Origin of the sequence: Rhodococcus oryzae (genome assembly GCF_005049235.1) — a bacterium.
GTDB classification, from domain to species: domain Bacteria; phylum Actinomycetota; class Actinomycetes; order Mycobacteriales; family Mycobacteriaceae; genus Rhodococcus_G; species Rhodococcus_G oryzae.
Map to the genome: position 1 here is coordinate 152,132 of NZ_SUMD01000002.1, position 21,571 is coordinate 173,702.

The 21,571-nt window shown below is 71.2% G+C and carries 18 protein-coding genes; 8 read left to right on the top strand and 10 right to left on the bottom strand.

Annotated elements, in window-relative coordinates; all coding sequences use genetic code 11:
* Positions 1 to 45: 45 nt before the first annotated feature.
* The 3 genes from FCG67_RS04145 to FCG67_RS04155 all read right to left on the bottom strand — a co-directional run bounded on the left by FCG67_RS04145 (position 46) and on the right by FCG67_RS04155 (position 7,120).
* The gene (locus tag FCG67_RS04145) at positions 46 to 3,969 is read right to left on the bottom strand and encodes a murein biosynthesis integral membrane protein MurJ (protein ID WP_136907422.1); all 3,924 of its coding nucleotides are present in this window, start codon (positions 3,967 to 3,969) and stop codon (positions 46 to 48) included.
* 206 nt (positions 3,970 to 4,175) lie between these two features.
* On the bottom strand, positions 4,176 to 6,566 hold the full coding sequence (locus FCG67_RS04150) for a glycoprotein (RefSeq protein ID WP_136907424.1): 2,391 nt from the start codon (positions 6,564 to 6,566) through the stop codon (positions 4,176 to 4,178).
* Positions 6,563 to 7,120, bottom strand: coding sequence for an NUDIX hydrolase (locus FCG67_RS04155; protein WP_097210765.1), 558 nt, complete (start codon positions 7,118 to 7,120; stop codon positions 6,563 to 6,565). The genes FCG67_RS04150 and FCG67_RS04155 overlap by 4 nt, the downstream gene beginning before the upstream one ends.
* Before the next feature lie 93 nt (positions 7,121 to 7,213).
* Between FCG67_RS04155 and FCG67_RS04160 the strand changes: the two genes are divergently transcribed.
* A complete protein-coding gene (locus FCG67_RS04160; protein ID WP_136907426.1) occupies positions 7,214 to 8,662 on the top strand; it encodes a CCA tRNA nucleotidyltransferase in 1,449 nt (482 codons plus the stop codon).
* Between the two features lie 3 nt (positions 8,663 to 8,665).
* On the opposite strand, the gene FCG67_RS04165 is transcribed toward FCG67_RS04160, so the two are convergent.
* Positions 8,666 to 9,388, bottom strand: coding sequence for a hypothetical protein (locus FCG67_RS04165; RefSeq protein WP_136907428.1), 723 nt, complete (start codon positions 9,386 to 9,388; stop codon positions 8,666 to 8,668).
* An 18-nt stretch (positions 9,389 to 9,406) separates the two neighbouring features.
* Complete coding sequence (locus FCG67_RS04170; protein ID WP_136907430.1) at positions 9,407 to 10,924, bottom strand: glycoside hydrolase family 183 protein; 1,518 nt, start codon at positions 10,922 to 10,924, stop codon at positions 9,407 to 9,409.
* Positions 10,925 to 11,076: 152 nt separating this feature from the next.
* On the opposite strand from FCG67_RS04170, the gene FCG67_RS04175 reads away from it, so the two are divergent.
* The 3 genes from FCG67_RS04175 to FCG67_RS04185 are packed head-to-tail and all read left to right on the top strand — an operon-like array spanning position 11,077 to position 13,917.
* On the top strand, positions 11,077 to 11,679 hold the full coding sequence (locus tag FCG67_RS04175) for a TetR/AcrR family transcriptional regulator (protein ID WP_077039947.1): 603 nt from the start codon (positions 11,077 to 11,079) through the stop codon (positions 11,677 to 11,679).
* Positions 11,676 to 12,878 carry a DUF418 domain-containing protein gene (locus FCG67_RS04180; RefSeq protein WP_211243104.1) on the top strand — a complete coding sequence of 401 codons (1,203 nt, stop codon included), beginning with the start codon at positions 11,676 to 11,678 and terminating at the stop codon, positions 12,876 to 12,878. The genes FCG67_RS04175 and FCG67_RS04180 overlap by 4 nt, the downstream gene beginning before the upstream one ends.
* The gene (locus FCG67_RS04185; protein ID WP_136907432.1) at positions 12,871 to 13,917 is read left to right on the top strand and encodes an alpha/beta hydrolase family protein; all 1,047 of its coding nucleotides are present in this window, start codon (positions 12,871 to 12,873) and stop codon (positions 13,915 to 13,917) included. The genes FCG67_RS04180 and FCG67_RS04185 overlap by 8 nt, the downstream gene beginning before the upstream one ends.
* Before the next feature lie 20 nt (positions 13,918 to 13,937).
* Here FCG67_RS04185 and FCG67_RS04190 read toward each other — a convergent pair whose 3' ends face one another.
* The gene (locus FCG67_RS04190) at positions 13,938 to 14,312 is read right to left on the bottom strand and encodes a nitroreductase family deazaflavin-dependent oxidoreductase (RefSeq protein ID WP_136907434.1); all 375 of its coding nucleotides are present in this window, start codon (positions 14,310 to 14,312) and stop codon (positions 13,938 to 13,940) included.
* Positions 14,313 to 14,474: 162 nt separating this feature from the next.
* Here FCG67_RS04190 and FCG67_RS04195 point away from each other — a divergent pair, with 162 nt between their 5' ends.
* Both FCG67_RS04195 and FCG67_RS04200 read left to right on the top strand, forming a co-directional pair.
* Entirely contained in the window at positions 14,475 to 15,083 is a 609-nt protein-coding gene (locus FCG67_RS04195; RefSeq protein ID WP_211243123.1) for a TetR/AcrR family transcriptional regulator, read from the top strand.
* A gap of 64 nt (positions 15,084 to 15,147) precedes the next feature.
* Positions 15,148 to 15,702, top strand: coding sequence for a hypothetical protein (locus tag FCG67_RS04200; RefSeq protein WP_425467792.1), 555 nt, complete (start codon positions 15,148 to 15,150; stop codon positions 15,700 to 15,702).
* 19 nt (positions 15,703 to 15,721) lie between these two features.
* On the opposite strand, the gene FCG67_RS04205 is transcribed toward FCG67_RS04200, so the two are convergent.
* Together FCG67_RS04205 and FCG67_RS04210 are read right to left on the bottom strand one after the other, a co-directional pair.
* On the bottom strand, positions 15,722 to 16,993 hold the full coding sequence (locus FCG67_RS04205; protein ID WP_136908057.1) for an MFS transporter: 1,272 nt from the start codon (positions 16,991 to 16,993) through the stop codon (positions 15,722 to 15,724).
* Between the two features lie 99 nt (positions 16,994 to 17,092).
* A complete protein-coding gene (locus tag FCG67_RS04210; protein ID WP_136907440.1) occupies positions 17,093 to 18,040 on the bottom strand; it encodes an NAD-dependent epimerase/dehydratase family protein in 948 nt (315 codons plus the stop codon).
* A gap of 137 nt (positions 18,041 to 18,177) precedes the next feature.
* Here FCG67_RS04210 and FCG67_RS04215 point away from each other — a divergent pair, with 137 nt between their 5' ends.
* Positions 18,178 to 18,882 (top strand): TetR/AcrR family transcriptional regulator, encoded by a 705-nt coding sequence (locus FCG67_RS04215; protein ID WP_136907442.1) that lies wholly within the window; start codon positions 18,178 to 18,180, stop codon positions 18,880 to 18,882.
* Positions 18,883 to 18,945: 63 nt separating this feature from the next.
* Positions 18,946 to 19,551, top strand: coding sequence for a YqgE/AlgH family protein (locus FCG67_RS04220; RefSeq protein WP_097210777.1), 606 nt, complete (start codon positions 18,946 to 18,948; stop codon positions 19,549 to 19,551).
* Positions 19,552 to 19,570: 19 nt separating this feature from the next.
* Here FCG67_RS04220 and FCG67_RS04225 read toward each other — a convergent pair whose 3' ends face one another.
* Entirely contained in the window at positions 19,571 to 20,569 is a 999-nt protein-coding gene (locus FCG67_RS04225; protein WP_136907443.1) for a bile acid:sodium symporter family protein, read from the bottom strand.
* 28 nt (positions 20,570 to 20,597) lie between these two features.
* Entirely contained in the window at positions 20,598 to 21,566 is a 969-nt protein-coding gene (locus FCG67_RS04230) for a DUF1648 domain-containing protein (protein WP_136907445.1), read from the bottom strand.
* Between the last annotated feature and the right edge of the window lie 5 nt (positions 21,567 to 21,571).

A 21,571-nucleotide genomic window follows, 5' to 3' on the forward strand; every position in this document is an offset into this window, starting at 1 on the left:
AACCGACCGTAAGGTCTGGAGTCACTCCGAGGGCTGAACCGGCGTTCAGGGGGCCTTCGTGAAGCCGATCTCCGCGAGCGAGGACTGGTTCTTTCCGCCCTCGCTCGCCAGCTTGGTGATCCACACCAGGACCTTGCCGGTCTTGCCCTCGGCGGTCACCGGAATCGTGGTGACGCCCTTCCCGAGGACCGCCGAACCGATCACCTGGGTCTGGTCGAGGGTGGGGTTCGCCGTTGCGGCGGTGCGGATCTCGACGGAGGTGCCTGCACTCGGCGAGTTGATCGAGACCTCGCGCAGCGCGCTCGGTTCGGCCAGGTCGATCATCAGGCCGACACCGTTCTTGAAGGTGGGGAACTGGTCGAAGTAGCCGTCCGTGGTCCACGCGGTTGCCGGGTTGCCGTCGATCGCCTGCTTCGCCGTTGCCGGGTTGTCCGGTGAGCCCTGCGGCGAGTACACGGCGGCGCCCGCGGGCACCACCGATGCCCCCGCGGGGGCCGGCCCTGGTGCGGCGGTCGCCGACACGGAGGCCTCGGCCGGGGCGGTCGTGAGGCCGAAGTTCTGGTCCGTCAGCGGTTCGCTGGAGCCGCCGCCCGCCAGGACGTTGGCCAGCCACCAGCCGACCAGGGCCAACACGACGACGGTGAGGACACCGAGCGCGGACAGCGCGATGATCATCTTGTTGTCCTTGGCCCGCTTCGCCTCGGCCTCCTCGGGATCGAGAAGGGCGCGGCTGGTCGCCCCCGCGGGGCGCTGGCCGAGTCGCAGTGCGGGCATGAGGTCGGTCTTCTGGTCCACCACGGACGCCTGGTCAAGCACGTGCTGGACGGTCGCGGCCGTGCGGATCCCGCCGCCCTGCTCGAGGGCGCGGACGGCGACGGCGGAGATCTCGAACGGCACCTCGGGCCGGAGACGGCGCGGCTCGACCGGCAGTCCGTCGTCGGCGCGGTCCGCCAGCCTCATCCCGCCAACGGTGCCTGCCGCGTGCGGCGTGCGCGGGTCGGCGCCCGTCTGAGGGGCCGCCGCGGGGGTACCGGATTCGGGCGCCGGTGCCGGCTCGCCGAGCGGCCACCGCGCGGTGATCAACGCGTACAGCATGGCGCCGAGTCCGCGCACGTCCGAGCTGGGATCGGCGTCGGCCAAGGTGGCGGGGAAGGCGAGCACAGCGTCGCCACCCGCGGAGATCCGGATCCGGTCCGGATGGTCGATCGACAGCGATCCGCCGCCGCGATGGGCTGCCTCCGCCGCCGAGGCGAGCGCACGGATCGCCCTGGCCGCGCCGATCGGAGACGGTTCGGTCTCGGCCATCTCCCGCAGCGACCGTCCGGGCGTCCACTCGGCGACGACGATGCCGCCCGAGCTGCCGCGGACCACGTCGAGGACCCGGGCCAGGCCGGGCGAGTTGATCCGACCGAGCCGCAGGGTGCGCGACAGGACCGCCTGCGGCCCCTCCGACTCGGACGTCGAGGAACTCGCGCGCTGGTCGGCGTCGACGAAGGTCAGTGCGACCTCGCGATCGAGCTTGATGTCGTGGGCCTGCCAGAACTTGAGTCCGCGGGCACCGCCGTGCGGGGCGAGGAGGCGGTAGCGCCCGCCCGCCACCGAGGCGCCGGGGATCAGCTTGGGGCCGCGCGTGGGCTTGGCCGCCCCGGTGGAGTCGCCGCCCACCCGCAGCGGGGGCAACGTCGGCGAACCGATCGGGATGACACCGGTGTCGACGGTCAGGTCGCGCTCGGGGCGCTCCACGGCCGGCTTGTCGGCCTTGGCGGCAGCCTTGGCGCCGTCGCCGTCCGGGGTCACCGTGGTGGGCCCGTCGTCCGTTGCCTCGATCTTTCGCGGGGCCGATTCGGGCACGGACGCCTTAACAGCGGACACGCCGGACTGGCCGTCGGCAACGTTCTCGTCGCTCACCCTCACTCCTTCGCGCATTTGTCCCGAAATCTCTCCTGTTGAGAACTGGTCCCCAGACCGCCGAGGATCAGCGTACGGGAGTGCAATCCCGCCGCTGAGGGGTATCTGAGCACCATCGATGACGGGGATCAACTCCGTCTCCGCCTCATAGAGTGGCACGACCTTCGGCGTATCGACGCGCGATTCCGGCGCCGACCGACCGAGAAGTCTGTTCACCACCCGCCCCACTGCCACCGTGCCCGCGACCACCTCGGGCACCCGGGCGATACGCAGCAGCCCGAATGTCAGCCCGAGCATGATGACCGCGCCGATACCGACCTGGACGAAGGCGCCGGGCCCGCCGAACCGGTCGCCGAGACGGTCGAGACGCAGCAGCTCCTCGGCCGTCAGCATCGTGATCCCGCCCGCCACCGAGGCGACGACGACCAGGAACGCGGTCTTGCCGACATTCGCCATCCGCAGGTTACCGAGGCTGCGCCGGAGCAGGTATCCGCCGATCAGCGCGCCGACGGTGAAGCCGAGACCGTTCGCGACACCGAGCAGGCTGACGACCTGCTCGTCGCTGGTGGCCACCACCGGCGCCAGCATCGAGAGCCCGACCTTCACCCCGGTGATGCCGAGGATGATCCAGGTCGGTGTCCAGGCCTGCTCGCGGGCGTAGAACACCCGCAGGTGGATGAGGACGAGGGCGTACGGGATCAGGGTGAACGCGGACCAGCTGACGGCGTGTCCGAGCCGCTCGGCGTCGGCCTCACCGAAGTTGCCGTAGCCGAACAGCGCATGGCCGACCTGCGGGCCCGCGAAGGTGAGGAACACCACCACCGGCACCAGCGACACCATCGTCAACCGGGTCGAGACGGACAGGTCGTCGACGACGGCCGGGGTGTCCTCAGCGGCCGCGTTGCGACTGAGCCGCGGCATGATCGCGGTGAGCACCGTCACGCCGAGGATGCCGTACGGCAGCTGCAGCAGCAGCCAGGCCTGCTGGTAGATCACCGGGCCCGCCGCGTCCGCGGCTGCGGCGATCCGGGTGCCGATGCTGAAGCCGATCTGGCTGATCAGGACGTACAGGACGATGGCGACGCCCATCCCGGCGAACATCTTCAGCCTGGCGTCGATCCCCCACAGCGGCTTCAGGCTGATGCCCTCGCGCCGGATCGCGGGCAGCAGGGTCGCGGCCTGGGTCACCACGCCGAGCGTCACGCCCAGCCCGAGCAGCAGCACGCGCCCGGTGCTCATCTCGTCGGAACCGCGGGTGACCAGCCAGAAGACCGCGAGCACGCACAGCACCACGAGGTTGTTGAGTACCGGCGCCCACGCGCCGGGCTTGAACACGCCCCTCGTGTTGAGCAGCGCGGTCAACAGGGCCGACAGGCCGTAGAAGAGGATCGCGGGCAGCAGCAGGTAGGCGAACGAGGTGGACAGTTCGGCGTCGACCTTGCCGTCCTCCGGGAGGAAGATCCGGGTCAGCAGCGGGGCCGCGACGACCGCGACCACCGAGGCGACGCCGAGGATCAAGCAGGTGATGGTGAACAGCCTGCGCACGAAGGCCGCGCCGCCGTCGTCGTCCTCCTTCTCGGCACGCACCAGGACCGGCACCACGATCGCGGTGAGCACCGCGCCGAGGACCAGCTCCGAGATCATGGTCGGAAGCTGGCTGGCCACGGTGAACGAGCTTGCGGTGGCCGCGCCGAGCACGGTCAGCAGCAGCACCTGCTTGAGGAAGCCGGTGATGCGGCTGACCAGGGTGGCCACCGCGATGGAGCCGGTGGACGCGAGAAGGCGGGAGTTCGAGTTCGAGTTCGGGCTCTGCTCCTGCGGCTCCTGCTCGGGTGTCGGCTCCGGCGCGGGAGCCGCAGGCCTGTTGCCTGCCGGGCCGGGCACGGGCTGAGTGGGCGGTCCCCCGCGCTGATGCGGGGGCGGCGGCAGGTGGCGCTGCGGGGCGGCCCGCGGCGGCGCGGGCTGCGGTCGGTACGTCTGGGGCTGGGCGGGGCGGAACGGGCGCGGCTGGTCCGGCGGGAACGGCGGCTGCGGCCGGGGCGGGCCGGGGGGCGGCGGCATGCGCCCGGCCTGGTCAGGCGGCGGTACCGGTCGCGGGTCGGCGGGTCCGTGCGGTGCCGGGTTGGCCCGCTCCCACGGGGCGGGCGGCGCCGGTTCGGGTTGCCGAGGGGCCGGATTCTGGGGTCGTTGCGCGGGCTCCGCGCCCGGATTCTGGGGTCGCCCGCTGGGGTCCGCTCCCGTGCCCGGTGGGCGACGCGTGCTCCCCGTCATCGAGCTTCGTACCCTTCATCCGCTGGGTCTGGCTGACCCCGGAATCGGTGCCACAGGCGCCGTCCCGCAAGTAGCAACAGTAGTGCGCCCGCGCAGGCGGTGATGATCGCCAGCGCCTTGCCGTATGCGTTCGTCCGGATCGACACCGAGGTGGGCTCGCCCAGTTCACGGCCGTTCGTGGTGGTCAGCGCGACATCGACCACCAGCTTGCCGACGTTCTCGACGGTCGCCGGCACCTGCAGCGTCCGGCTGCCACGCGGCGGCAGCTGCTGATCGCCGATGTCGGTGACCGTCATCTCCGGCGGCGCCGAGATCTGCAGCCGCACGTTGATCCCCACCGGCAGGTCGTTGCGCGCGACCAGCAGCAGCGGGCTCTGCTCCGAGGCGAGGGTGTAGGCGCCGCCGGGGGGAAGCACCGTCACCGACGCGTAGATCTCGGTCAGCGCCTCCTCGACGTCGCTGACCCGGGTCTCGGCGGCGGCCGTCGCGGCGCCCCGGTCCCGGTCGCGCCTTCCGGACGTGCTCAGCGCCCGCAGCAGGTCCTCGCTCAGCGGCGCGGTGTAGCCGCGCGGGGTCAGCGCCGACTGCGGATCGTTCACAAGCGTCTCGGTGAGCGCATTGATCTCGGGGGCCACCGCGGCGGCTCCGGTCTGCACCCGCTCCGGCGCGCCGTCCTTGGCGGCCTGCGCCGGATAGTCGAGGTCGACGGGCGGCTGTGCGGTCGGTCGATCGAGCAGGTCGGCGAGCGGGCGCGGGTTGGCCAGCCCCGAACGCATCAGGGTCGACACCGTCGAGAGGACGGTGCGCGCCTCGTCACCGTTCACGGACCAGTTCTGCGGCGGCACCACGAGCAGGCCGTGGTCCGCGTTCGGGGTGGCGTTCGGCGGCGGCGTGAGTGCCGGCCAGGCGATCGCGCCGAGAGCGTCCTGGAGTCGGGCGGTCCGCGAGTCGTCGGACAGGTCGTATCGAACATCCGCGGGGGTGTAGGTGGGTGTCTGCGGGGTGGCACCGACGGCGGCGAGGGCGGTGGCCGCGGGCACATCGAACAGCGCCGCGGACAGCGGTCGATCGGCGGTCGTCCCGGCCAACGGCACCGTCGACCTCGTGGTCTCCTCGGCCACCGCGTTGTCGGCCAGCAGCGCGGTCGGACCGAGCCCCCGGAGACCAGCCGCCTCGGGGTTGAGCACACCCGCGTCCGGCCAGGTCAGGCCGCGGCGCGAGGTGATCCCCAAGATGCCGTCGACGATCCCCGCCGGTGCCGACAGGGCTCGCTCCACCAGCGTCGGGTCGTCGGTCTTCTGCAACGCCGCGAGATCGACCTGCGCGAACGGCACGGCGGTCGTGCACAGTCGGGAGGACAGCGTCCGCAACCGTTCGAGCCACTCGGTGGCCGCGGTCTGTCCGGTTCCCTCGTGTGCTGACCCGTTCGGATCCGACGGATCGTCGACCACCAGGTATCCCCTGGTCATGTTGCTCGCGGTGATCAGCAGATCCGGGTCGACGGCCAGGCACATGCTGTCGGCGAGCTTGTGGTCGCGGTCGACGCTGTCGCCGGTGGCGAACTCGGCGGCGGCGAGCAACTGCTCGAGCCGTCCCCCGTCCGCCAGCGAGTCCGCCAGCTCGTCGTCGACGAGTCGGACCTTCTCGTCAGAGGATCCCGGGATCCCGGACGCGAGCCGGGGTTTGTCGGCGAACGGCCACATCAGGGTGACGGCGACGGGATCGGTGATGCTCGGCGGCACCGCCGCCGCGTCGGTGCGATCGGCGCCGCGGATGCTGGGGTCGCGCGGGAGCCCGAGCACCGGCAGCAGGAATCGGGCGTCGTCGAGCCGGGCCTGGCCGCCGTACTCGGGTGTGCCGTTGACGTTGACCAGCAGCGGGTACACCCCGGGCTCGGTGATGCCGAGCGACACCGAGGAGGCCGACCGCAGCGGCATCGCCAGGGTGAACCGGCTGGACTGCCCCACCTGAAGCTTCTCGGTGACGGTGGTGAACTCCCCGACCGTGTCGTAGGCCTCCTGGTCGGCCGTGAGCATGGACCTGAGCTGCTCGGACTCGGAGACGGCCGGTGCGGCCTGGAGCCGGACCTTCACGTCGTGGACGGGACGGTCGCCGACGTTGCTGACGGAACCGGTGACCGTGACGAACGGTTCGCTGGAGGTGGTGACGGCGGTCGGGGTCACCTTGTCGACGGTCAGGCTCACGAACTCGCGCTCGTCGGTGTTCGACCGCACCCCTGCGGAGGCCGGGTCCGTGGCGGCGGACTCGGCGCCGCTGTCGGGTCCGTGTGTGGGCGCGGCGGCGGCAACCGCGGCACCCATCGGGGCGGCGGCCAACGCCAAGGCGGACAGGGTCGTCACGGCAAAGCGACGCAGGGTGGCCCTCATCCGTTCTCTCGGGACGCTTCGCCGGTGGCGGACGCCATCTGGTCGATCAGCTCCCCCGCGACTCCGGCGAGTCGGCGTTCGTCGGCGTAGGCGAGCCGGGACTCCAACTCGGCCAATGGAACCCACGCCACCTCGGTCACCTCGACGTCGGCGTCGGAGAGCTCGCCGCCCTGGAAGCGGAGCAGATAGTGGTGCACGGTCTTGTGGACGCGCCTGCCCTCGGTCACGAACCAGTAGTCGATGCTGCCCAGTTCGGCGAGCACAGTGCCCTGGATCCCGGTCTCCTCCGCCACCTCACGCATTGCCGTCTGCTCGGCGGTCTCGCCCTGCTCGATGTGCCCCTTGGGCAGTGACCAGAGCAGCCGTCCCCGCCGGTCGGTCCGACCGATCAGCGCGGCGCACTGCTCGTCGCGGGGGCCGTCGAGGCCGTCGACCACGAGTCCGCCCGCCGACGTTTCGCGGACCGTACGCATGCGCGTGTTCGAGCGGTCGCCGTGCCCGCTTCGTCGCCGCGGGTTGCGGCGACTGCGATTCGCACGTTCGGCAGCAGACACCCAATCAATACTAGTTGCCCAGCGGGACCTGCCCCGAATCCCACACCGGCCGAGCGGCAAGCCGTCCCCCGCGCGTCGGTAAGCTGCGTACTCGTGGTTTCCCCTACTCCCGACGCCGATCGACGCGCCCGACTCCTCAAGGATGCCTCCGCGACCCTGCGGGGCCTCGCGGACGTGCTGACCCCCTTGGGCGCGCGCTTCGCCGCCGCCGGGCACGAGCTGTACCTGGTGGGTGGCAGCGTGCGGGACGCGGTGCTCGGCAGGCTGGGCACCGATCTGGACTTCACCACCGACGCGCGGCCGGAGCAGGTGCAGGCAATCCTCAAGGGCTGGGCCGACAACCAGTGGGACACCGGCATCGCTTTCGGGACGATCAGCGCCGCCAAGGGCGATCAGCAGATCGAGATCACCACCTTCCGCACCGACGCCTACGACGGGGTCACCAGGAACCCGGAGGTCGTGTACGGCACCAGCCTCGAGGAGGACCTGGTCCGCCGCGACTTCACGGTCAACGCGATGGCCGTCCGCATCGGCGCGGACGGCTCGCAGGACTTCACCGATCCGCTCGGCGGCATGGACGCGCTGCTCGACGGGGTGCTCGACACCCCCGCCGCGCCGGAGATCTCCTTCAACGACGACCCGCTCCGCATGCTGCGGGCGGCCCGGTTCGTCTCGCAGCTCGGTTTCGCCCTTGCGCCCCGGGTCCATCAGGCGATCGTGGACATGGCCGGCCAGATCGACCGGATCACGGCCGAGCGGGTGCGCGCCGAACTCGACAAACTGATCCTCGGCGAGTTCGCGATCGACGGCATCAACGTGATGTGCGAGACGGGACTGGCGGATCGGGTCATCCCCGAGATCCCGAAGATGAAGCTGGAGATCGACGAGCATCACCAGCACAAGGACGTCTATCAGCATTCGCTGACGGTGCTGCAGCAGGCGATCGACCTCGAGGACGGCGACCCGGACCTGGTGCTGCGCTGGGCCGCGCTGCTGCACGACATCGGCAAGCCGGACACCAAGCGCAACGAGCCGGCCGGCGGGGTCAGTTTCCACCACCACGAGGTGGTCGGGGCGAAGATGGTGCGCAAGCGGATGCGTGCGCTCAAGTACTCCAAGCAGATGGTCGACGACGTCGGCCAGCTGGTGTTCCTGCACCTGCGTTTCCACGGCTACGGCGAGGGGCAGTGGACCGATTCCGCGGTCCGCCGCTACGTCACCGACGCAGGCGAACTGCTGCCGCGCCTGCACAAGCTCGTCCGCGCGGACTGCACCACCAGGAACAAGCGTCGGGCGGCGAAGCTGCAGGCCACCTACGACGACCTCGAGCAGCGGATCGCTCGGATCGCCGAGCAGGAGGACCTGGGCCGGGTCCGGCCCGACCTGGACGGCAACGCGATCATGAAGCTGCTCGGCATCCCCGCCGGGCCCGAGGTCGGCAAGGCCTGGACCTTCCTGAAGGAACTGCGCCTGGACCGCGGCCCGCTCAGTCCGGAAGAGGCCGAGGCCGAGCTGCTCGCGTGGTGGGCACAGCAGCAGTAGCCGCTACCCGATCAGCCGGAGCAGCTGAGTCAGATCGAACGAGCTGCTCAGCATCGGGATCTCGAGGGTGAATCGGACGACGTGGCCGTCGCGGGTGGCGCGGACGTTGCGGGCATCGTTGGGCAGCGGCGGCAACGGGATGACCGGCGCGGGCAGGTAGCGCCCTGGCACCGGGAGCCCCCGCCAGCGGGCCCGGATCACCTCGATGCGCAGCACGTCGTCGGCGATCGAGGCGTCGACGACGGCGGTCAGTCGGCGGTGCCGGTGCTCGGCGCGGATCAGGCCGGATTCCTCGGCGAACAGGATCCAGTCGAGGCCTTCCTGGAGATTGACCTGCGCCACCAGCGCCGACAGTGCGACGCGGCCCTCGACATCGATCTGTGCGGTCCGGACCCGGGTCGGCGCACCCGGCACGAGCCGGACCCCGTTGGCGACCGCCGTGACCTCCTCCAGCGCATGACCGCCCCAGTCGATGCCCGTGAGCCGGGCCCGTGACTCGAAATGCGCGCCCTGACGTCGCACGCGAAACGAACCCAGCCGGGCCGTGACCGGCACGCCCTGCAGGGTGACGGTGACCTCCCGCCCGACGTACCGGCGCGCGATACCGAGGCTGAGTGCGGTCATCACGCTGTCGGGGACCAGCGCCGTCATCGTGCCCGCACCGAGGGTCGCCACCGGGTCGACCCAGGAGGTGGTGATCGACGACAACGACCATCCCGTGCCCATGACAGGCAACGATAGGCCTCAGCGCAGCGTCGCATGCATCAGATAGACGTTGTAGCTGTCCCACTCCGACATCGTGAAGTACACATCGTCGGCGGTGGACCACGGATGCAGGAAGCCGCCGTAGAGGTCCGGGTAGTCGGCGCTGCTCACCATCGGGACGCCCGCCGACCACGCGCCCTGCGGGCTGTTCGCCTGGCGCAGCACGATGGTCTCGGCCGGTGCGTCCAGGTAGCTCATCTGCCACAGGTCACGGGACCCGTCGTAACGCACCGACACCTCCGAGGCCACACCGTCGAGGATGGGGGTGGGCGAATGCTCGCCGACCGGGGTCCAGGTTCCGTGGACCCAGTATTGGTAGGCCGACTTGTCGAGCACCCGATCGGTGGCCACCCGGGCGAGGGCGATGGTGCCGAGTCGCCCGTTCGGGGTGCCGAACATGTAGACGTGGTCACCGGCAGGGACCATGCTCGCGACCTGGAACTGGTTCATCCCGAAGATGTTCTCCCACTTGGCATATGGGTCCTTGGTCCAGGTCTGGCCGCCGTCGTCCGAGTAGGCGATGCCGCCGCGGTTCGTGTACCACCTGCCGGGGACCGTGCTCCAGCGTCGGACCGACATGTAGCTCATGTACTGCCGGTCGCCGATGGCGAAGCCGGAGGTGGGGATGGTGGTGGTCTCCCAGTTCTTGACCTTGCGGCTGCCGAGCAGTTCGGTGGCGTGGCACCGGCTGTCCTGCACCATGGAGTCGAGGGTCAGGCCGTCGGAGAGATCGCGGTCGGTGCTGTGCCCCAACACATTCGAGCGCCAGTCCTGGCCGTTCGCGCCCGGTGGTGCCCAGCCCCGGCCGAAGGTGTCGCCGAACGCGATGGCCACCTCGCCGGGCTTGCTCTCCCACATGATGCCGAGGTCGGTGCCGTTGACCTGCCACCGCTTGTCGGTGCGGTTGATGGAACCGGGGCCGGTCAGCTGTGCCACCAGGGTCACCTCGCCCACCTCCGGTGCCGCTGCGGCGGCGTCGACCGGTCCCGGCTCCGCTGGTGGGAACCGTGGGAACGGCGGCGGCGGAGGCAGCGGCAGGCCGGGTCCGGGGATCGGGATGGGGATCGGTTCGGGGTCGGGGGCGATGGAGAAGCGCGGTATCGACGATCCCCAGGAGCCCGAACCCGAGGATGAGGAACCGGACTCGGACGACTCGGACCCGGACGAGCCCGCAGGACCGGGTTCGGACGGCTCGGGCGCGGTGTCGGTGATGTCCGGGCAGGGATCGGCGCACGGGTCCGTTGGCAGCGGGTCCTGTGGGATGCGGGTCAGGTCCTGCGGCGGGTCGGGCACCGGGACCGGGACTATCTGGGGCCAGGGCACCCTGATGTCGATGCCGGGCGGCTCCGCGGCCTCCTCCTTCGCGGACGGGTCGAAACCGGTCTCCCCGCAGGCGTTGGTGGGCGCGGGCGCCGCCGTCGCGGTCGCCGGGGCGAGCACCGAGCCGGAGGCGGCGAGGGTGAGCACGAGCAGTGGTGCGCTCAGGCGACGGATCACGAAGCCCCCTTAGGCCTTCCCGATCGCCCACCGCCTCCGGACCGGCCATCGCGATCGTTGAGATGAATTTAGCAGTGGGCAACGACTCGCCGAGGGATTGATTAAGTGACCACTCAATGTATTATTGGCCACTCCGAGTACGAGGAGCACGAATGCGCACAGTCGACGTTGCCGCCAGGGCGGCCAAGCGGACCGCCCTGATGGACGCCGCGGCGCGGTGTTTCGCCGAGCGCGGCTACAGCGCCACCAGGACGGCGGACATCTGTTCCGGCGCGGGCATGAGCTCGGGCAATCTCTTCCACTACTTCCCCACCAAGCACGATGTGCTGCTCGCCCTCGTCGAACGCGACGGCGAGCAGACGAGCGAGGCGATGACCGATCTCGCGCAGGCCGGTGACCCCCTGGCCGCGCTGCTGTCGCTCCTCGACGAGATCTGCGGGCTCGCGGGCGATCCGGTGTACTCCGGTCTCGCGCTGGAGATCTCGGCCGTCGCGCATCGCGACGAGGAGGTCGCGGCCCGGTTCAAGGCGAACGACCTCACCTTCCGGTGCGGGCTGGCGACGCTGGTGGAACGCGCAGGGGATGCCGGCCAGCTGTCCACCGATCTCACCCCGGAGCACGCCGCGACCTGGCTGGCCGCGCTCGTCGACGGCATGTTCGCCCGCGTGGCCGCCGACCCGGACTTCGACCCCTCGGCCCAGGCGCCGATCCTGCGCCGGATCGTCACCCAGCTCCTCGTGGGTGGTACCGAGTGAGCCTGCGCGCCGACGCCGTTTCCGCACCGGTCGCCCCCGACCGGCTCCGCAATGTCGATGCGCTGCGCGGGTTCGCGCTGCTCGGGATCCTGGCCGTCAACATCTGGGCGTTCGCCGATCCCTACTACGCGTCGCCGGAATCGAACCCGGCGTTCGATTCCGGGCTCGATCACGCCGTCCGGTTCGCGGTCTCGCTGCTCTTCGAGACCAAGTTCTACCTACTGTTCTCGTTCCTGTTCGGCTACAGCTTCACGCTGCAGATGGCGGCGGCCGAGCGGGCAGGAACGGCCTTCATCCCGCGGATGCTGCGCAGGCAGAGCGGGCTGCTCGCCATCGGCCTCGTGCACGGGGCCGTCCTCTATTACGGCGAGATCCTGTCCACCTACGCGATCCTCGGCCTGATCCTGTTGGCGTGCAGGCGCATCTCGCCCCACCGGGCCGTGCAGATCGGCGTCGGACTGGTGGTGGCGGTGGGCGTGGTGTGGATGCTCCTCGGGCTGCTGACGCTCGCGGAAGGCGGGGGCGAGGGCGTCGCCGCATCGGATGCGGCGGTCAAGCTGACGGCCTTCGGTGGTGACGCGGCCGCGACCCTCGGCTTCCATTCCGGGCACCTGCCGGAGACCATCTCAGCTCTGGTGGCCCTGCAGGCACCGAGCGCGATGGCCATGTTCTTCTTCGGATTCGCCGCCGGCCGGGTGCAGGCGTTCGCGGACCCGGACCGCTTTCGGCCGCTGATGCGGCGGATCCTGGTCGTCGGGTTGCCGGTCGGGCTGATCGGCGCGCTCGCCTACGCGCTGGCCGCGGCCTACGCGCCGGGCGGCGGCGTCGAGGTCTTCGCGTTCGGGCTCGGGCAGCTGACGGCGCCGCTGCTCACCGCGTCCTACGTCGTGGCCGGGGTGCTGCTGTTCCGTACCGGCCCCGGCAGGCGGATCGAGGCGGCACTGGCCCCGATGGGCACGATCGCGCTCACCAACTACCTGCTCCAGTCGCTGGTGCTGGGCGTGCTGTTCACCGGTTACGGGTTCGGCCTGATCGACCGGCTCCCGCCGCTCGCGGTCCTCGCCGCGGTGCCGGTGATCTTCGGGACCCAGCTCGTCCTCAGCCGCTGGTGGCTGCGCGGGCACCGTTACGGTCCGGCGGAGTGGGCGCTGCGCGCGATCACCATCGCGGGGATCCCGCCCTGGCGGCGTCGTGGCTAGCGGGTCGCCGTCGCCCCGGCGCCGATGGCTTCGACGTGGCGTCGGCGGCCTCGCGGCGCTCCTGGTCCTGATCCTGATCGGCGGGTTGGCGGTCGTCGCGGGCAACAGCTACGCACTCCGGGAGGAGCGGGTGACGATCACGACCGCCGCGGGCCCGCTCCGCGGCGTCCTCGCCCTCCCTCGCGATGCGAAGGGGCCGGTCGGACTCGTCGTCTTCGTGCACGGGGACGGGCCGGTGGAGGCGACCAGCGAGGGGTTCTATCGGCCCATCTGGGAGGCCCTGGCCGAGGCCGGTTACGCGTCGCTGTCCATGAGCAAGCCCGGAGTCGGTGGCTCCCAGGGTAATTGGCTCGAACAGTCCCTCCACGACCGTGCCGTCGAGGCCGAGTCGATGATCGACTGGGCGCTCGATCGCCCCGAGATCGACCCGCGGCGCATCGGGCTCTGGGGAGCGAGTCAGGGCGGCTGGGTCCTGCCCGAGGTCGCGGTCGACCGGCCGGAGGTGTCCTTCGTCATCGCGGTGTCACCGGCGGTCAACTGGCTCGACCAGGGCCGGTACAACCTGCTGGCCGAACTCGATGCCACCGGTGCGAGCCGAGCCGAACGTCAGGCCGCGATCGCCGAGAGCGACGCGGTCCGCGCCCTGCTGAATCGGGGCGCCCCCTACGAGGAGTATCTCGAGGCGTCGGCCGACGACGAGCCCATGGACCGCGACCGCTGGGGCTTCGTCCTGCGCAACCACACCGCCGACGCGACGGCGGCACTCGGGGAACTCGGGCGCAGGGACATCCCGGTGCTGCTCGTCCTCGGCGAGGACGACCGCAACGTCGACGTCGACGACACCAAGAGCGCCTACGAGCGTCTGCTCGGTGACCGGCTCACCACGGCGCGCTTTCCCGGCGCCGCGCACACCCTTGCCCGATCCGGCATCGAGGAATCGGAGCTGTGGGGAGTCGTGGTCGGCACGTTCGCGCCGCGCCACGTCTTCGTGCCCGGCTATCTCGACGCCCAGCGTGACTTCCTCGCCGGCCTGCCCTGATCGACCGCTCCCACCTCTCGTCAGTCCGCGACCAGGTCCATCCGGAGGAACTCGCTGATGCGGAGCAGCCTCGGTGGGCGCGCAACGTCGTCGGAGAGGGCCTGGAACGCCTCGGATTCCCCGACGAGGCGTGGCGCGGCGAGATCGAACTCCCGCCCGTCGACTCGGAGCCGCGCACCGTCGGCCGCCAGGACGTTCTGCACCCAGTCCGAGCGCGATCCGTACACCAGAACGAACAGGTAGCCACCGTCGACGGGATACGCGTCGAGCGGTGTGCGGTAGGTGGCGCCGGAGGTGCGACCCACGTGAGTCAGCACCGGCCACTTCCCGCCCGCGATCGCGCGAGGGTTGAACACCCGCTTGTTGACGTGGCCCCACCACCTCGGCATCGGCATCGGGCTCTCCTTCCCTCGTTCGGTCGATTCCCGGCGGGAGTCCTTACACCTGTAAGGCTGACTTACGCCTGTAAGCTTGTCAACATTTCCGCACCCTGGAGTTGAGCCCTCGTGTCACCATCACCGCAGCCGCCACGGCGACCACTCAGCCGAGATCTCGTGTTGGAAGCCGCGATCCGGGTCGCGGATCGCGGTGGCGTGGAGGCGATCACGATGCGCCGGGTGGCGCAGGAACTCGGCGTGGAGGCGATGTCGCTCTACCACCACGTACCGAACAAGGACGCGATCCTCGACGGTGTGGTCGACGCGGTGTTCGCGGCGATTGAGCTACCCGATGCTCGGTGCGACGACTGGCGCGACGCGATCCGGGTCCGCGCTTCCTCCGCGCGCACTGTCCTGTCACAGCACAGTTGGGCCCTCGGCCTCATGGACTCCCGTCGCAACCCGGGTCCGGCGACGCTACGCCACCACGACGCCGTCCTCGGCGTCCTCCGGGAGGCCGGATTCGCGCTGCCGATGGCCGCGCACGCCGTCTCGCTGGTCGACAGCTACGTCGGCGGGTTCGTCCTCCAAGAGGCGAACCTGCCGGTGACGACGCCGGGCGATGTCGAGGAAGTGGCGGGCAGCATCCTCGAGCAGCTCCCTGCGGCCGAGTTGCCGTACCTCACCGAGATGATCGTCGACCACGCCCTGCAGCCGGGCTACGACCACACGAGCGAGTTCGGCTACGGCCTGGACCTCATCCTGGACGCGCTCGAAGCCCGGAGGTAGCGCGCCCCGACAGTCGCGGTCGGAACCGGCGTCGCCCCTCGCGCGTCCAACACGTATGGGACTGGTGGAGTACTCGTTCGGCACCGGCGAGGGGGCGCCGCGGGACTGGGCGTCCGAGGCGGATCTGGACCTCGGCGGCATCGGGGTCGCGGACGCGGTGAGCCTTGACTTCGACGGCGACGGTCTGCTCGACGACGCGATGTGGGACAGCGACGGGGACGGGGGCGCGGATCGTTCGGTGCTGGACGTGGGTGACGAGGGTCGGTACTTCGAGGACGCCTCGGGTACCGGGGTCTGGGACCTCGAGGTCCCGCCGCCCCCCGCCGAGGCCGGGCACGAGCTGCGCTGGACGGACGCAGGGGGCGTGGACCGTAGGGTGCCGGGCAGCGAGGACGCGCTGCCGGTGGAGGTCGATCTCGATCTCGACGGCGCCCCCGACATCGTGGTGATCGACACCGACGGGGACTCGCTGGTCGACGTCACCCTGCTCCGGTCGGGCCCGGCCGGCCCCTACGTCGCGATCGAGGTCGACGAGCGGTCCGACGGGTCCGCGGACGTGACGCTGTCCGATACCGACGGCGACGGCCGGCTGGACACCGTCGCCCGCGGTCCCGGTTGATCGCGGGCGGCGCGGGCGCTCAGCGCGACGCGCGACGCAGCGAGTTCGCCGCCACCGCCACCAGGCCGAGCCCGTACGCCGCGGCCCCGGCGAGGACGAGTCCCGGTGAGTGCCCATCGGGGGCGACCACCGTCGCCGCGGCGGCCAGCGCGCCGATGAACGCCATGTTGAACACGGTGTCCTGCAACGCGAACACCTGCCCGCGCCGGGCGTCGTCGATGTCGATCTGCATCGCCGCGTCCCCGGTGAGCTTGATCGTCTGCCCGGCGAGGCCGAGCAGGAACGCGCCGACCAGCAGCATCGGCTGGGTGAGCCCGGAGATCACCCCCAGTTGCACGGCGGTCGCGAATACCAGCGCGCCCACGACGGTCGGGGACCTGCCGATGCGTGGGATGAGAAACGGGGTGACTGCCGCGGCGAGCAGCATGCCCGCCGCCGCGGCGCCGACCGCGACCCCGAATCCCGCGAACCCGCCCGGCAGCGCGCCCGCATACGAGGGATCCCGGAGGATCAGCACCATGATCAGCGTGTTGATCCCGAACACGATGCGGTGCACGCCGATTCCGATCATCGCGGTGGTGACGCCGGGGGCGCCCCACACGGCGGCGGCCCCGGTGCGCAGGCCTGCCAGCACCGCCCGGACGGCGTCGAGGCCGGTCGGACCGGCCTCGGCGAGGTCGCCGGTCGGTCCGAGTCGGTGTGCGGCGAAGCCGGCCGCGGCGAGGGCGCCGATCGCGGAACCGGCGGAGGCGAGGGCGACCGTGAGGCCGGAGCCCCGATCCCCCTCGCCGAGCACTCCGAGGAGTGCGACCGCCGTCCCGGCGCCCGCGGCGGAGACCCCGGCCCCCGCGGTGGCCAGCACGGAATTCGTTGACACCAGCCAGGATTGGCGTACCACGTTCGGTAGTGACGCCGACACCCCAGCCAGCACGAAGCGGCTGACCCCGACCGCGGCGAGCGCGAGCAGCAGCAACGGGGTCTGTGGTCCGCCGGTCAGGAGCACGGCCGCGGCCGCCAGGATCAGGCCGCCGCGCAGCAGGTTTGCCCACATCAGGACCGCGCGCCGGTCCCATCGGTCGAGCAGGGCGCCTGCGAAGGGGCCGACCAGCGAGTAGGGCAGCAGCAGCACCGCGAACCCCGCGGCGATCGCGATGGGATCGGTCTCCCGTTCGGGATTGAACAGGATCGCGCCGCCGAGCGCGGCCTGGAAGAGCCCGTCGCCGAACTGGCTCGCGAAGCGGACGGTGGTGAGTCGGCCGAGTCCTGGTGACCGGCGCAGCACGGAGCGCAGGCCGCCGTGCCCGCGCGTCGGGTCGGTCGGGGTCGGATCGGATGGCGTCGGATCCCCCGGCGTCGCGCTTCCCGGCGTCGAGTTCACCACCAGCTGACCCTATCGCGGTGCGGGCGCGAGCTCCCGTGCGCGCCACCACGCGACGGTGGCGGCGGCCGCCTCGGCCAGCGGGGTCGGCGCCAGGCCGAGCAGTCGCTCGCTGCGGGCGGAGTCCAGCACGAACGGACGCTCGAACTGGTACAGCATCTCGGCCAGCTCGCGGCTGTCGCGGTGCACCAATCCGGCGCCGCGGAGCAGCCAGCCGGGCAGCACGCCGGTCTTCGGGTCCGGCACGCCCGCCGCCGCGGCGTAGGCGTGCACCATGGCGCGCTGGGTGATCGCGGGGCTGGTCGGGGCGTGCAGGACCGAGTTCCACAGCGAGGGGTCGGCGGCCGCGGCGATCATGGCCGCCGCGAGGTCGGGCACGTAGGTGAACGAGTGTGGGGTGTCGAGGCCGCCCATGACGCGAACGGTCTTGCCCGACAGGATGATCGGAACCATCCGTTCGCCCGCGTGCGCCATCAGCACCCGAGGCCCGAAGAAGTCGGAGGCGGCCACGCTGACGGTGGCGGTGTCCGAGGCCTCGCGCTGGCGCAGCAGCTCGGTGCGGATGCCCAGCTTGCCGTCGCGGGCCTCGCGCGGGGTGTCCTCGGTGATGGGACCGTCGACCTGCCCGTAGGAGTACAGGCTCTCCGGGAACACCACGACGGCTCCGGCCCGGCCGGCGGCCGCGAGCACGGCCCGCTCGGTGGAGGGCAGTTCGCGTCGCCAGGCCTCGGCCGAGTACGCCGAGCCGTGGGTGCAGTGGAACACCGCAGCGGCGCCCTCGAGCGCGGCGTCGAGCGCGCCAGGCACGGAGACGTCGACGCGGAGCCGCTCCACATTGGGGCGCTCGGGCCCGGAGCCGGACCTGGTCAGCACACGGACCCGGTGTCCCTGTGCCGCCAACTGGTCGGCGACCGTCCATCCGACGGGTCCCGCGCCGGTCACTACCTGCACTGTCGACATCGCAATCACTCCTGGGTGTGGTTATCGGAACTTCGAGAGCACTGCTCTCGAAGCAACAGTGCGCCGACTTCGGAGGAATGTCAAGAGCACTGCTCTCTTTTGTTGACAGTGCTCACGAAACCGGTCAGGCTGGGGCGGTGACCGGTACCCCGCGCGAACGCGCACGCGAGCAGACCCTGGCCGACATCACCCGGATCGGCCGGGAGCACCTGGCCAGGGACGGGGCGGCGGCGCTGTCGCTGCGGGCGGTCGCGAGGGACCTCGGGGTGGTCTCCTCGGCCGTGTATCGATACGTGGGCAGTCGCGACGAACTGCTCACCCTGCTCGTCGTGGAGGGGTACACCGAACTGGGCGACGCGGTGGACGCGGCGGTGGCCGCCGTGCCCGCAGGAGATCCGCGGGCCCGGCTGCACGCCGTCGGGCACGCGGTCCGGGACTGGGCGCTGGCGGAGCCGGCGTGCTACGGGCTGCTGTTCGGCAGTCCCGTGCCGGGTTACCGGGCGCCGGCCGAACGCACCACCGGGCCGGGCACCCGCGTGGTCGGCGTGCTGGTCCGGATCTTCGATGAGGCCAACCGATCCGGTGATCTCGTTGTCCCGCAGACAATTCCGATCGGTGAGTCGCTGCGCGAGAACCTGCGGGCGATCCGGGCGGAACTGGGTCTCGACCTGCCCGATGAGGCGCTGGCGCGCGGGGTCCTGGCCTGGTCCTCGCTGTTCGGCGCGGTGAACTTCGAGGTGTTCGGTCAGTACGGGCCGGACACCTTCGCGGACCCGCGGGCGCTGTTCGAGCACCACCTGTCGGTGCTGGACGAGATCGTCGGGCTCGCCCCGCCGGAGTGAGGCGGCCGGTCGGGCGGCGCGTTACCCGGCACGCGTGTCGTCCGCCGGTGCGATGATTGTCCGGTGGACCACGCAGAAGAACCCGAGGACCGGATGGCGCCGACCGAACCGATCGTGCGCCCGGGCAGTCTGCTGATCTCCTCGACCGAGCTCACCGAGCCGGCCTTCCGCCGCACCGTGGTCTACGTCATCGAGCACAACGACGCGGGCAGCCTGGGTGTGGTGATCAACCGGCCGAGCGAGACCGCGGTGCAGGCGGTGCTGCCCCAGTGGACCGAGCTGTGCGCCAATCCGCGGGCGCTGTTCATCGGCGGCCCGGTGAAGCGGGACTCGGCGCTGTGCCTGGCCACGCTGCGTACCGGTGCCAACATCGACGGGGTCTCCGGGGTGCGCCGGGTGGACGGCCGGGTGGTCATGGTCGACCTCGATTCCGATCCGGACGCCGTCGGCCCGCTCATCGAGGGCGTGCGGGTCTTCGCGGGGTACTCGGGCTGGACCATGGGGCAGCTGGACTCGGAGTTGCAGCGCGACGACTGGACCGTGCTGTCCGCGCTGCCGTCCGACGTGATCGGCCCGCCGCGGATCGATCTCTGGGCGCACGTCCTGCGCCGCCAGCCACTCCCCCTCGCGCTGCTCGCGACGCACCCGATCGACGTCGACCGGAACTGACCAGCCCGGACCGAGCGGTTCACCGGCCCGGTGCCGAGGCCGCCGGTTCCGGGTCCTGGCGGCGGGCGAACCGCTGCGCCAGCGCGGCGCAGACGATCAGCTGGATCTGATGGAAGATCATCAGCGGCAACACGATCAGGCCGACCGGCTGCCCGGCGAAGAGCACCGAGGCCATCGGCAGCCCGGTCGCGAGCGACTTCTTGGACCCACAGAAGAGGATCACGATCCGGTCCGGCAGCGAGAACCCGAGCGCGCGCCCGGCGAAGGCCGTCACCCCGAGCACCGTCGCGAGGATCGCGCAGCAGACCGCGACCAGCGCCAGCACCCGCCAGGCGGAGAGCCCGCTCCACGCGTGCTCGTTCATGCCCGCGCTGAACGCCGAGTACACCACGAGCAGGATCGAGCCGCGGTCGACGATCTTGGTCGGTGCGGCGTGCCGCTGCAGCCAGCCGGTCACCCACGGTCGGATCAGCTGACCGATGACGAACGGCAGCAGCAGCTGCAGCACGATGTCGACGATCGAGGACGCGTCGACGGTGGCCTCGCCGGTGGTGTTCATCAGCAGGATCACCAGCAGTGGGGTGATGAACACCCCGATGAGATTCGAGAACGAGGCGCTGACGACCGCCCCCGCGACGTTGCCGCGCGCGATCGAGGTGAACGCGATGGACGACTGGACCGTCGAGGGCACCAGGCACATGTAGAGCACGCCGGTGTACAGCTCGTCGGTGAGGACCGTCGGCGCCAGCACGCGCAGCGCGAGTCCGATCAGCGGGAACAGCAGGTAGGTCGACGCCAGCACCACCGAGTGCAGGCGCCAGTGCTTGAGCCCCTCGAGCGCCTCGCGCGGGTGCAGCCGGACGCCGTAGAGCAGGAACAGCAGCGCGATCGCGATCTTGGTGGCCCAGTCCAGTGCGGTCTGCCCGCCACCGGATGCGGGGAAGATGCTGGCCACGACGGCCACCGCGATGATCGACAGGATGAACCCGTCGATGTAGAACCTGCTCAAGAACTTCACATCGGTAACGATAATCCGGGGCCGAATGTCAGCGGTCGGCCAGCCGCCGGTCCGCGAGGGCGTTCAGCGCGCCTGCCATCTCCTCGGCACGCGGCGTGGTGACCGTCAGCCGCTGACCGTTCGCGGCCGTGAAGACCACCGCGGGCCCGGTGGTGGTGACCACCCCGTAGTTGCCGCGGCCCTTCAGGCGCAGCCCCCACCCGCCGAAGTCCCTGGACGGGTTCACCTCCTCGACGGCGGCCCCGACCAGCTCCTCGACCCCGTACCCGACCACGGTCATGCCCATGTTGCGCACCCACAGGCCGGTCTCGTCGAGGGTGACCCGGAAGCGCAGCAGCCCGACCATCAGCACCGAGACCGGCACGAAGACCGCGACCGGCCACCACGAGCCCGCCCGGGCGCAGAGCCCCGCGGTGATCGCCGCGCCGATCCCGAGCAGCACCGCCGTGGTCGTGGGGCCGAGCCCGAGCCGCAGGGTGATCGGCAGGTCCAGCGGCCCGCGCGGCAGTCGCGGGTCCGGCGGCGTGGTCGCCGCGGATCGTTCGCGATAGTCGCGCAGGGTCGACGCCCCGAGGACGCCGACGGCCGCGCCTGCCACGATCCCGAGCCCGATCCACCACATCGGCAGCGTCACGTTCACGGCCGTTGCGAGATCCAGTTGCGCGGCGAGGAGCGCGATCCACAGGGTGAGCAGTAGGCCGACCACCGTCAGGCCGACGATCAGCATCGCGCGGCGCATCATCAGCATCGCGCCCGCGAGGGCGGCGATCGCGCTGGCGCCGCATCCGACGAGGAGGATCACGATCACCATGGTCGCGGCCAGCGACCCGGGCGTACTGAAGCCGTCGGGGCCGCTCCCGGACCAGTGCGTGGCGATGGTCTCGGGCAGGCGCGGGGACCAGAGCCGGGTGAGTGTCAGGCCTACGGCGGCCGCGAGCGCGGGCAGACCGATGCCGAACAGGACGCCGGCCGGATCGAAGGTCCGGGAATTGCTCATGGGCG

Bases quoted from the DNA above. Each gene is read 5' to 3' on its own strand.
- FCG67_RS04190 (WP_136907434.1), bottom strand. From the start codon at position 14,312: ATGCCGATGCCGAGGTGGTGGGGCCACGTCAACAAGCGGGTGTTCAAC.
- FCG67_RS04210 (WP_136907440.1), bottom strand. From the start codon at position 18,040: ATGTCGACAGTGCAGGTAGTGACCGGCGCGGGACCCGTCGGATGGACG.
- FCG67_RS04175 (WP_077039947.1), top strand. From the start codon at position 11,077: ATGCGCACAGTCGACGTTGCCGCCAGGGCGGCCAAGCGGACCGCCCTG.
- FCG67_RS04150 (WP_136907424.1), bottom strand. From the start codon at position 6,566: ATGAGGGCCACCCTGCGTCGCTTTGCCGTGACGACCCTGTCCGCCTTG.
- FCG67_RS04145 (WP_136907422.1), bottom strand. From the start codon at position 3,969: ATGCCGCCGCCCCCCGGCCCGCCCCGGCCGCAGCCGCCGTTCCCGCCG.
- FCG67_RS04165 (WP_136907428.1), bottom strand. From the start codon at position 9,388: ATGGGCACGGGATGGTCGTTGTCGTCGATCACCACCTCCTGGGTCGAC.
- FCG67_RS04230 (WP_136907445.1), bottom strand. From the start codon at position 21,566: ATGAGCAATTCCCGGACCTTCGATCCGGCCGGCGTCCTGTTCGGCATC.